The sequence below is a fragment of the Pseudomonas sp. CM25 genome, assembly GCF_013179705.1.
Classification (GTDB): domain Bacteria; phylum Pseudomonadota; class Gammaproteobacteria; order Pseudomonadales; family Pseudomonadaceae; genus Aquipseudomonas.
On record NZ_JABMCW010000201.1, the window covers coordinates 1 to 10,382 of the forward strand.

The window sequence follows — 10,382 nt, forward strand, 5'->3', positions numbered from 1 at the left end:
GCGGGAAGTGCTGCTCCTGTTCGGTGGCCGGCACCAGGCGTAGGCCGACATGGCTGTAACCGGCGCGGGCCGCCGCCTCGATCATGTCAGGCGGGGAAAGCTCAAGCACCGTCAAGGCGGCCAGGGAGAAAATTCGATCAGTCATTATCGTCACCAGAAAACAGGGAGGTCGGGTCAGGCAATGTGTTCAGGCGCGCAGGCCCGACCGCTTTGCGCGGCCTGGCGAATTGCTTCGATCAGCGCCAGCGTGCGGCCGCCATCGGCGGCATCGATCAGCGGTGCCTGTTCACCACGGGCCACGCGCACGAAGTGTTGCAACTGCAAGGTCAAGGCTTCGCCCGCAGGGACGCGCTCCTCACTTTGCAACAACGGCGTGTGCCAACCCGCGCCAGCTTCGGCGTAGTGCCAGCGCTTGAGCTGGGGAATGCTCAGAGAACCCTCGGTGCCGGCCAGCAGGTAGCAAGGTTGGCCGTCCTGGCGTGGGTATATCGGGCTCTCCCCCGAATCCAGCTCCCAACTCCAGGGCGCGGCCACCGCGTCGGAGCCGGTCAGGCTGCCCAGCGCACCATTGGCAAACTGCAGCAGCACGGCGGCGCTGTCTTCATTGGCAAAACCGCGTACATCGTTGCGGGTGAACGCCTGCACCTGTACCACCTCGCCGCACAGGTGGCGCAGCAGGTCGAGGTCATGGATCAGGTTGGTCAGCAAAAAACCCGCCCCCGGTTCGCGGCGCCAAGGGGTTTCAAAGTAGCTGTCGGGTTTTTGCAGCTGCCACAGCGCGGTGACGTTGATCAGCCGGCCCAGTTTGCCGTCGGTGATCACCTGGTGCGCCTTGGCGATCAGCGGGTTATGGCGGCGGTGGTGGCCCACCAGCACCGGCACAGCCCGGCGACGCGACGCCTCTACCAAGGCTCGGATTTCATCCAGATGCACACCCACAGGCTTTTCCACCAGCACCGGTACGCCGGCTTCGACGCAATCCAGCGCGGTGGCGACATGCAGGTTGTTCGGGTTGGCGACGATCACCGCCTCGGGGCGCACGCGCTCCAGCATCTGGCGGTGGTCGGCAAAACAGGGCACGCCGCATTCGGCGGCGAAGGCCTCGGCCTGCGGGCCCGGATCGGCCACCGCACAGAGCTGGGCCTGCGGCACATTGAGCAAGTGCCGGTAATGCTGGCGGCCCATGATGCCGGCGCCGATCAAGGCAATACGAAGGGGTGCGTTCAACAGCCTGTCCTCTTGTCTTTGTTGTCGAGAAATTTATGAAACGCTGTTCCACAATTCACATTTGACAATTTAGAACCAAGTTCAGCTTTTCAGAAGAAGCCGTAGAGCAGATTGTGCGGTAATCGACCGGAAATGCGTTATCAGGCAAACAGCTCACTGGCCAGGCTGGCCGCCGAAAGCTCTTGCGCGGCTGCCAGCAACAGCGGCGCCAGCTCTGCCAGGCGGCCTGGCGCCAGGCGCGCACTGGGCCCGGCGATGCTCAGCACGCCGATGACCTCGTCACTTTGCGGGCGGCGTACCACGGCGGCCAAGGCCGAGGTGCCGATGGCCGAGGTCTGTTCGACCCAGGCATAGCCACGTTCGCGGGCGCCCTGCAGGTAGGCAAGCAGATCATCGGTGGAGCGCGGCGCATTCGGGCCGAACTGCGCAGGGTCGGCAATGCCCTGGCGCAGCACCATCTGCACGGCCTGTTCATCGTCCAGGCTGGCCAGCCAGGCATGCCCCGAAGCGGTATAGAACAGCGGGGCGTCGCGGCCCATGTCCGGGTCGTAACGCAGCCCGGAACGGGCGCCCTGGGACTTGGCGATCCAGGTCTGGCGAGCGCCATCGATCACGCCAAGCCGCACCAGTTCGCCGCTGTCCTGGGCCAGGCGGTCGAGAATTGGCTGGATGATGTCGGCACCACTGCTGGCCAGGTAACGGAAGCCCTGGGCCACCAGCTTGGCCGACAACTGGTAGCGGCTGTTGTCACGGTTCTGGCGCACATAACCCAGCCGTATCAGCTCGGCAAGCATGCGGTGTGCAGCGCTTTTGGGGATATCCAGGCGCTCGGCCAGGGTTTGCAGCGGCAACCCTTGCGGTTCGCCGGTAAGGCTTTCTACAAGACTGAAGGCGCGTTCGATCTGACTGCCAGCCATGACACAGGTCCCTGAAGTTTTTTTGGATTCTAGAAGATGATTCCACATCACAGATAGCCCTGCAGCCCAGACCCCGTTAAATGTCCGGTGATCGCCCATTACTCACCCGGTTCCAGCAACCTGACCTTGAAAGTCAGCTGGCCCCGCATAGAGAATATGGAATCACGTTCCAATAATAAAAGAGGGATTACGCAATGCCTTCCACCCCCGTCGAAACCGAATGCGATGTACTGGTCATAGGCTCAGGTGCCGCCGGGCTGGCAGCGGCCGTAACGGCAGCCTGGCATGGGCAGAAGGTGATCGTGGTGGAGAAGGAGCCGGTATTCGGCGGCGCCACCGCGTGGTCCGGCGGCTGGGCCTGGGTGCCGCGCAACCCGCTGGCGCGCAGGGCCGGCATCGAGGAAGACATCGAGCAGCCACGGACTTACCTGCGCAATGAATTGGGCGCCGGTTACAACGCAGAGCGCGTCGATGCCTTCCTTGAAGCCTGCCCGCACATGGTGGCGTTTTTCGAAAAGCACACGGCGCTGCAGTTTGCCGACGGCAATGGCATCCCGGATATGCATGGCGACACGCCTGGCGCGGCCCAGGGCGGGCACCAGGTGATCGCGGCGCCCTATGACGCCCGTGAAGTCGGTGAGTTGCTGCCGCGCCTGCGCAGGACGATGCGCGAAACCTCGTTCATGGGCATGCCGATCATGGCCGGTGCCGACCTGGCGGCGTTCCTCAACATGACCCGCTCACCCAAGGCCCTGCTGCACGTGTGCAAACGCTTCGCTTGCCATCTTTACCACCTGGCCCGATACCGCCGGGCGATGCACCTGGTCAACGGCGTGGCGCTGGTGGCGCGCCTGGCCAAGTCGGCACAGGACCTGGGGGTGCAGCTGCGGGAGTCGGCGCCGGCCAGACACCTGCTGGTCGAGGACGGCCAGGTACGCGGCGCGTGGGTGACCACAGCGCACGGCGAGCAGCTGATCCGCGCCAAGGCCGTGGTACTGGCGGCAGGCGGTTTCCCCAACGACAACGCCCGGCGCCAGCAGTTGTTCCCGCGCGATGCCAGCGGCCATGACAACCTGGCCCTGCCGCCCAAGGGCTGCTCAGGCGATGGCTTGCGCCTGGGCGAGTCGGCCGGTGGCGTGGTGGCTACCGACCTGAAATCGGCGGTGGCCTGGGCGCCGGTATCGCAGGTGCCGTACCGCGATGGCAGCGTCGGCCACTTTCCGCACATCATCGAACGCGGCAAACCAGGCATCATCGGGGTGCTGGCCAACGGCAAGCGTTTCGTCAACGAAGCGCATGGTTACTACGACTATGTCTCGGCGATGGTCGCGGCGGTGCCGCAGGGGGAGGAAGTGTGCTCCTGGCTGATCTGCGACCACCGCTTTCTGCGCCGCTACGGTCTGGGCCATGCCCGCCCGGCGCCACTGCCGGTGTGGCCGCACGTACGCAGCGGCTACCTCAAGCAAGGCGCCACGCTCGAAGCCTTGGCTGAAGCTTGTGGTATCGATGCTGCCGGGTTGCGCGTTACGGTCAACAACTTCAACGGCCATGCCCGCAACGGGCAGGACCCGGCGTTTGGCCGTGGTTCCACGCCGTTCAACCGCAAGCAGGGCGACCCCGGCCACAAGGGCCCTAACCCTTGCGTTGCGCCCATCGAGCATGGGCCATTCTATGCGGTGAAGGTGAAGCCTGGCTGCTTTGGTACCTTTGCCGGGCTGCGCACCGATGGCAGTGCCCGGGTGCTGGACCAGGCGGATCAGCCGATTCCGGGCCTGTATGCGGCCGGTACCGACATGGCCAGCGTGTTTGGCGGGTGGTATCCGTCGGGGGGGATCAACCTGGGGCCGGCGCTTACCTTTGGCTATGTAGCCGGGCGGCATATTGCCGGGGTGCAGGGCCATGAGTGAGGCTGGTTTGCCGGGCCGGTGAGGTCCAGCGCCGCCCGCGCGGCGCTGCGCAGCCCCAAGGCTGATCCTTGAGCCGCTTTACAGCTGGCGATACACCCGCGCCGTATCGTCCTCGAAATGCTTCAGCTCATCCTGCCGCGCTGGCAACCTGCTGCACGCTGTGGCGCCGGTAGGCCAGTGGCCCCTTCCAGCCACCCGTGGAAGCGGTGTCTGGTGAGGTGGTCGGGCATGTCCTCGACCAGTTCGGCGCGGCAGCGCATCACTTGGCGGGTGTAGCGCAGGCGCTGCCACATGTCGAACGGGCGAAACGGGATCTGCCACAGCGGGTAGCGCGCGGCCAGTTGCCGGGCAGCGGCGCAACCGACTGCGCCAGCGCCGATGACCACCACGTCGTAGTGGTCGCCGTCGAGGGATTGCAAGGGAAGACGGGTCATGAACGGATCCCGGGTTCTTGTGTTTGTTCTGGGGGATCTTCAGCGCCTGCTTCGCGGGCAAGCCCACCATAGAAAAGCCACCGCCCTCCCCTCTAGAACATCCCGGACAACTTGCATAAGCCCTCGGCACACCTCGCCAGCGCATCCCATGACTCGTCCCAGCCGTTATATGGAGCCCCGCAACCCCGGTGCCATAGTGCCGCCGCGCTGACGCGTGAATAACAACAAGAGGCAAGTCAAATGACCACTTCCAAACGCTCTGTAGAAGATGCCCCGCTTAATGCCTTCCACCGCAAGCTCACCGTCTACTCCGCCGGCGGCCCGTTCCTCGACGGCTATGTGCTGAGCATTATCGGCGTGGCCATGCTGCAGATCACCAACGCCTTGCAACTGTCGGCCTTCTGGGAGGGCCTGATCGCCGCCTCGGCGCTGATCGGGGTTTTCCTGGGTGGTTTTCTCGGTGGCTGGTTCACCGACAAGTACGGGCGCAAAGTGCTCTACCTGGTCGACCTGATCGCCATTGTCGGCTTTTCGGTAGCGCAGTTCTGGGTCGAGTCGGCCTGGGCGTTGTTCGCCTGGCGCCTGCTGATCGGTATCGCCGTCGGTGCCGACTACCCCATCGCCACCTCGCTGCTGGCTGAATTTTTGCCACGCAAGCAGCGCGGGCCGTTGCTTGCGGCCATGGTGCTGATGTGGTTCGCGGGTGCTGCCGTGGCCTACATGGTGGGCGAACTGCTGCTGCGCGTGGGTGGCGAGGACGGCTGGCGCTATGTACTGGCCAGTGCCCTGATCCCCGGTGCGTTGTTCCTGGTGGCGCGCAGCGGCACCCCCGAGTCGCCCCGCTGGCTGTTGAGCAAAGGCCGCACTGCCGAGGCCGATGCCGTGATCAAGAGAGTCTACGGCCCGGACTATGGCGTGGCCGACCTGCCGGAGCAGGTCAGCGACAAGCCGGTGTCGGTGTGGTCGCTGTTCCACTCCGGCTATGGCAAGCGCATGGCGTTCGTGACTTTGTTCTGGACCTGCGCCATCGTCCCGCTGTTCGCGATCTACTCGTTTGCCCCCAAGGTCTTGCAGGCGCTGCAACTGACCGGGGACTGGGCGGCCTACGGCTCGATCGTCATCACTTTGCTGTTCACCCTGGGCTGCTTGCTGGCGACCCGGCTGATCAACCGCCTGGGCCGGCGCAAGATGCTGATCCACAGTTTCCTCTGGTCGGGCATGTCGCTGGTGATGCTGGGCGCGTTCCCGGACGCCTCGCCTACTACCGTGCTGGTGCTGTTCGGCGCCTATGCGGTGCTGATCGGGGGTGCCCAGGTGCTCGAATACGTATACCCCAACGAACTGTTCCCCACCGAGATCCGTGCCTCGGCCGTTGGCCTGGCCACCTCGCTGTCGCGCATCGGCGCCGCCGTGGGGACCTACCTGGTGCCGATCTCCCTTGCCAGTTATGGGGTCGCCAACACCATGTTCGCCGCCGCGCTGATTTCGCTGTTCGGCGCACTGATCTCATGGTGGCTGGCTCCCGAGACCAGCAAGCTCGACCTGCAGCAGGCCGCCGCCCTGGGTGCTGGCAGCGGTACTCGGTCATCCACCACCAACCCCGTCGCTCGTAAAGCCTGAAGGAGCCATTTCATGAGCCAAGTCCTTACCGTTGTCCGCAATGCAGCCGCCACCACCTTGGGTGCACCGGCCCCTGCCCGCCTGCCCATCGGCGAACCCGTTGCCCAGGCGGCCACCGCCCAGGACCAGACCGACGAAGCTGTCGGCGCCAGCATCGGCGTGTGGGAAAGCAGCCCGGGAGTGTTCCGCCGACACCTGAAAAACCGTGAGTTCAGCCATATCATCAGCGGCTGCTGCACCTTCACCCCCGACGGTGGCGAGCCGGTGGAACTGCGCGCCGGGGACGCCGTGCTGTTCCCGGAAAACTGCGAGGGTGTGTGGGACATTCGCGAAACCCTGCGCAAGACCTACGTGCTGTTCTGAGGAGGCAGTCGAATGATCGAACGCATCAACCCCGGCCCGCGCGCCAGCCAGATGGTGCTGGTGGGCAACCGTATCGAAACCTCGGGCATCGTCGCCCTGCAACCGGGTGACATCGCCGCGCAGACCCGCTGCGTGCTGGCCCAGCTGGAGCAGTGGCTGACGCAGATCGGCGCGGGCAAGGGCAACCTGACCCGGGTGCAGATCTGGCTGGCCGACATGAGCGAGTTTGCGGCGATGAACGCGGTGTATGACGCCTGGGTCGGTGACCAGCCACCTGTCAGAGCCTGCGTCGGCGCCGCCTTGGCGGCGCCGGAGTACCGCATCGAGATCCAGGCCTTCGGCCAGCGCTGAATCTCCTGCGCAATCAAGCTATCGCGGGATCCTGCAGGAGCAGCCTGTGCTGCGAAGAGGGCAGTCGGCAACCGACCTGCTTCGGCAGTATCGCCTTCTTCGCAGCACAAGGCTGCTGCTGCAGAGACCGTGCAGGGTTTCAAGTCGACGCCATCCAGGTGCTTACAACTCCGGGTCCAGCCCCACCTTGTCGCCATGCCAGTCAAACCGCTCCACTTCATGGCGCCGCTTGCGGAAGCTGTAAGGCGTCTCGCCATACTGCTTGCGGAACCACAAGATGAAGTGCGAAGCATCGGAAAACCCGCACGCCAGGGCAATGGTGGTGATGTTCTGGCTGGTATTCACCAGCAACCGCCGGGCATGGTCCAGGCGCAGCTTGCGCCAGTAGTTGGCAGGCGGCTCCTGGGTGTTGGCGACGAACTCGCGGTGCAACTGCCGGGGGTGTGTGCCCACTGCTTCGGCCACGGCCTTGAGCGTCATCGACGCATCGAGGTTGGCGCGCATGAAGCTGATCGCCCGCTGCACGCGGTCGTTCTGGTACACACTGTCACCGGCCGGCTTGCCCTCCTGCTCGTCGGCGCGCTCATCCACCAGCAGGTACTCAAGGCCCTTCTGCGCCCGCACCGCGCCGCAATGCCTGCGGATCAGGTTGGCCGCCAGGTCGATGGCGGTGCCGCCCGGGCAGGTGATGATGCCGCGGTCGTCCACATAGCTCTTGTCGATCACCGCCGTGGCCAGCGGGAAGCGCTCCCTGAACTCGTCACGCAAGGTGAAGTGCAACGCGCAGCGGCGGCCATCGAGCAGCCCGGCCTTGCCCAGCACGAACGAGCCCGAACACAGGGCAATGATCGGGATATTGGCCGCATGCACCTCGCGCAGCGCATCCAGCAACCATGCCGGCGGGTTACGTGTTTCTTCCAGCAGGCCGCCAGCCAGCACGATGTAGTCGTACTGGGCGAACAGGTTCAGCGGCTTGGTCGGTGAAATCGGCATGCCGCAGCTGGCGGTGATCGGCTGGTCGTCAAGGGTCATCCAGTCCCACTGGCAGAACACCTGCTGGCTGCGGAACGACTTGTCGGCGGCAAAGCGCAGCGAATCCACCAGCCCGGCCACCGGCACCAGGGTGAAGTGGTTCATCAGCACGAAGCCCACGCGCAATTCGGGCTTGACCTGGGCGGCGATGACGGCCGCTGGCGCCGGTTGTGTGCGCTGTTCCATTTGTAGTTCAGCAACCATGGACGTAAGCCTCATGACATCCGCAATAGCGCCATTCTAAAGCGCGCCCTGCGTCCGTCATATCATATGCATCCCCACAAATAGGAAATCCATGACAAAAGGCGGCGTCGTTCTATCAATTGTCATGACTGTAATATCGGCCCTGCCAGCCCGCTGAGCATCATGTAGACACAAGACAAACATGCTCAGAGGCACCCTCATGTACCGTGGATTCTGGTATGCCCAGGCGCTTGACCTGGACAACGACCTGGCCCCTGCCCTGCAGGACTCGATTCAAGCCGACGTGTGCATTGTCGGCGGTGGTTTCCTTGGCCTGTGGTCGGCCATCCGCCTGAAACAGGCTCACCCGGAAAAAACCGTCGTCATCGTCGAGCGCGACCGCTGCGGCTCGGGTGCCAGCGGGCGTAACGGTGGCGTGGCCACCAACTGGTGGGGCAAGTACCTGTCGGTACGCACCATCTGCGGAGACGTGGAGGCCCGGCGCATCTGCGAGACCGCCGAGTCGGCCATCGACGAGATCGGCAGCTTCTGCCAGGAACACGGCATCGACGCCCAGTACCGCAAGGACGGCTGGCTGTGGACCGCCACCAACCAGCGGCAGATGAACTCCTGGCGGGTGCTCACCGACGGCCTGCAGAAGCTCGACGTCAACCCGTTTCAGGAGCTGGACCGCCAGACCATCCGCGGCCGTGTAGGCTCGCCGCTGGTGCTGGGCGGCATCTTCGACCGCAACGCCGCCACCGTGCAGCCAGCCATGCTGGCGCGCGGCCTGCGCCGCGTGGCGCTGAAACTGGGCGTGCAGATTTTCGAGAAATCGCCGTTTACCCACTTGCAGCGTGGCAAAAACCCGGTGGTGCACACCGCCAAAGGCCAGGTGAAGGCCAACCACGTGGTGCTGGCGCTGAATGCCTGGGGCGCGCAGTTCCCCGAGCTGCGCCGGATGATCGCGATCATGTCCAGCGACATGGTCGCCACCGCACCGGTCAAGGCCAAGCTCGATGCCATCGGCTTCAGCGGCGGTGAATGCATGACCGACTCGCGCACTGTGCTCAACTACTGGCGCAACACCCCGGACGGCCGCGTGGTATTCGGCAAGCCGCTGGGCCAGTTCGCCTATGCCGGGCGCATCGGCAACCTGTATGAAAAACCCTCACCCGCTGCCGACCAGGTGGCCGCCGAACTGCGCCGCTTGTACCCGCAGCTCGCAGAGGTGCCAGTGGTCAGCAGCTGGACCGGCCCGATCGACCGCGCCATGAAAGGCCTGCCCAACTTCGGCTACCTCGACCAACACCAGACGGTCAGCTATGGCATCGGCTTCTCCGGCAATGGCGTGGCCACCACGGTATTCGCCAGCCGCATCATCAAGTCGCTGGCCACCCACGCCAAAGACGAGTGGGCCAACTGCGGCCTGGTCGACCAAAAGATGAAGCTGCTGCCACCCGAGCCGTTCCGCTTCTTTGGCGCGCATCTGGTCCGCGATGCCCTGGTGCGCAAGGAGTCGCTGGAAGACCACGACCAGGACGCCGGTTTCATCACCCGCCAGCTGGTCGGCATGGCCCCGGCCGGTTACGTCCCGGCGCAGAAGAAATAAGGACACCACCGTGAGCGAACATATCGTCTTCCTCGACGACGAAGGCCTGGCGCCTTCCACCCGCCTGAAGCGCCCTGACTGCGAGCACAGCTGGCAGCAGTTCGCCTACACCCACCCCGACCAGGTGCTGGAACACCTGCAGAACGCCAGCGTGGCGCTGACCTGCAGCGTGCCGCTGCGCGAAGAGCACCTGCGCCAGCTGCCCAGGCTGAAGATGATCTCGCTGGCCCTGACCGGCCGCGACATCGTCGATGTCGACTACTGCGAGGCCCACGGCATCGAAGTGTCGAGCGTACCAGGCTATGCGGCCAATACCGTGGCCGAGCACAGCCTGGCGATGATCCTCGAACTGTTCCGCCGCCCGGCCGCGTTCACCCGCCTGATGCGCCAGGTGCACGACGGTGAAAAACCGTACCAGAACATCTATTTCAACCACCGAATCCGCGATGTGCGAGGCAAGCAGCTGGCAATCATCGGCAGCGGCCCGATTGCCCTGCGCCTGGCGCACCTGGCGCGGGCCTTTGGCATGCAGGTGCTGTTCGAAGACCGCGGCGGCCAGCGCCAGGGTCCCGACTGCCGGCCTTTGGCCGAACTGCTGAAAAGCTGTGATGTGCTGTCGATCAACTGCCCGCTGACAGCAGAAACCCACAACCTGATCGATGCGCCGCAACTGGCGCTGATGAAACCCGACGCCCTCGTGATCAACACCGGCCGTGGTGGTGTGGTCAACGAAGCG

Annotated in this window: 10 protein-coding genes and 1 pseudogene; 6 read left to right on the plus strand and 5 right to left on the minus strand. The window is 64.7% G+C overall.

Annotation, left to right across the window (positions count from 1 at the left end; all coding sequences use genetic code 11):
• The 3 genes and pseudogenes from HP546_RS19345 to HP546_RS19355 form a co-directional block, all read right to left on the minus strand.
• Positions 1-145, minus strand: a pseudogene (locus HP546_RS19345) (sugar phosphate isomerase/epimerase); the annotation flags it as partial.
• A 29-nt stretch (positions 146-174) separates the two neighbouring features.
• Positions 175-1,227, minus strand: coding sequence for a Gfo/Idh/MocA family protein (locus HP546_RS19350; RefSeq protein ID WP_172228426.1), 1,053 nt, complete (start codon positions 1,225-1,227; stop codon positions 175-177).
• A 140-nt stretch (positions 1,228-1,367) separates the two neighbouring features.
• A complete protein-coding gene (locus tag HP546_RS19355; protein WP_172228428.1) occupies positions 1,368-2,144 on the minus strand; it encodes an IclR family transcriptional regulator in 777 nt (258 codons plus the stop codon).
• A gap of 194 nt (positions 2,145-2,338) precedes the next feature.
• Between HP546_RS19355 and HP546_RS19360 the strand changes: the two genes are divergently transcribed.
• Positions 2,339-4,051: an FAD-dependent oxidoreductase gene (locus tag HP546_RS19360; RefSeq protein WP_172228430.1), complete on the plus strand. Its 1,713-nt coding sequence runs from the start codon at positions 2,339-2,341 to the stop codon at positions 4,049-4,051.
• Between the two features lie 122 nt (positions 4,052-4,173).
• Here the strand turns inward: HP546_RS19360 and HP546_RS19365 are convergent, their stop codons facing one another.
• Positions 4,174-4,485, minus strand: a complete 312-nt coding sequence (locus HP546_RS19365; RefSeq protein WP_172228424.1) for a hypothetical protein — start codon at positions 4,483-4,485, stop codon at positions 4,174-4,176.
• Positions 4,486-4,725: 240 nt separating this feature from the next.
• On the opposite strand from HP546_RS19365, the gene HP546_RS19370 reads away from it, so the two are divergent.
• The 3 genes from HP546_RS19370 to HP546_RS19380 are packed head-to-tail and all read left to right on the plus strand — an operon-like array spanning position 4,726 to position 6,819.
• Positions 4,726-6,105 carry an MFS transporter gene (locus HP546_RS19370; protein WP_172228432.1) on the plus strand — a complete coding sequence of 460 codons (1,380 nt, stop codon included), beginning with the start codon at positions 4,726-4,728 and terminating at the stop codon, positions 6,103-6,105.
• Between the two features lie 12 nt (positions 6,106-6,117).
• Complete coding sequence (locus HP546_RS19375) at positions 6,118-6,468, plus strand: cupin domain-containing protein (RefSeq protein ID WP_172228434.1); 351 nt, start codon at positions 6,118-6,120, stop codon at positions 6,466-6,468.
• Between the two features lie 12 nt (positions 6,469-6,480).
• Complete coding sequence (locus HP546_RS19380) at positions 6,481-6,819, plus strand: RidA family protein (RefSeq protein WP_172228436.1); 339 nt, start codon at positions 6,481-6,483, stop codon at positions 6,817-6,819.
• A gap of 162 nt (positions 6,820-6,981) precedes the next feature.
• Here HP546_RS19380 and HP546_RS19385 read toward each other — a convergent pair whose 3' ends face one another.
• Positions 6,982-8,055, minus strand: a complete 1,074-nt coding sequence (locus HP546_RS19385; protein WP_172228438.1) for a GlxA family transcriptional regulator — start codon at positions 8,053-8,055, stop codon at positions 6,982-6,984.
• A gap of 199 nt (positions 8,056-8,254) precedes the next feature.
• Here HP546_RS19385 and HP546_RS19390 point away from each other — a divergent pair, with 199 nt between their 5' ends.
• Positions 8,255-9,646, plus strand: a complete 1,392-nt coding sequence (locus HP546_RS19390) for an FAD-binding oxidoreductase (RefSeq protein ID WP_172228440.1) — start codon at positions 8,255-8,257, stop codon at positions 9,644-9,646.
• A 10-nt stretch (positions 9,647-9,656) separates the two neighbouring features.
• On the plus strand, positions 9,657-10,382 hold a 726-nt coding region (locus tag HP546_RS19395; RefSeq protein ID WP_172228442.1), incomplete at its 3' end, for an NAD(P)-dependent oxidoreductase.

Excerpts from the sequence above, each read along its gene's own strand:
- HP546_RS19380 (WP_172228436.1), top strand. The coding sequence starts at position 6,481 with ATGATCGAACGCATCAACCCCGGCCCGCGCGCCAGCCAGATGGTGCTG.
- HP546_RS19360 (WP_172228430.1), top strand. The coding sequence starts at position 2,339 with ATGCCTTCCACCCCCGTCGAAACCGAATGCGATGTACTGGTCATAGGC.
- HP546_RS19355 (WP_172228428.1), bottom strand. The coding sequence starts at position 2,144 with ATGGCTGGCAGTCAGATCGAACGCGCCTTCAGTCTTGTAGAAAGCCTT.
- HP546_RS19390 (WP_172228440.1), top strand. The coding sequence starts at position 8,255 with ATGTACCGTGGATTCTGGTATGCCCAGGCGCTTGACCTGGACAACGAC.
- HP546_RS19365 (WP_172228424.1), bottom strand. The coding sequence starts at position 4,485 with ATGACCCGTCTTCCCTTGCAATCCCTCGACGGCGACCACTACGACGTG.
- HP546_RS19385 (WP_172228438.1), bottom strand. The coding sequence starts at position 8,055 with ATGGTTGCTGAACTACAAATGGAACAGCGCACACAACCGGCGCCAGCG.
- HP546_RS19370 (WP_172228432.1), top strand. The coding sequence starts at position 4,726 with ATGACCACTTCCAAACGCTCTGTAGAAGATGCCCCGCTTAATGCCTTC.
- HP546_RS19375 (WP_172228434.1), top strand. The coding sequence starts at position 6,118 with ATGAGCCAAGTCCTTACCGTTGTCCGCAATGCAGCCGCCACCACCTTG.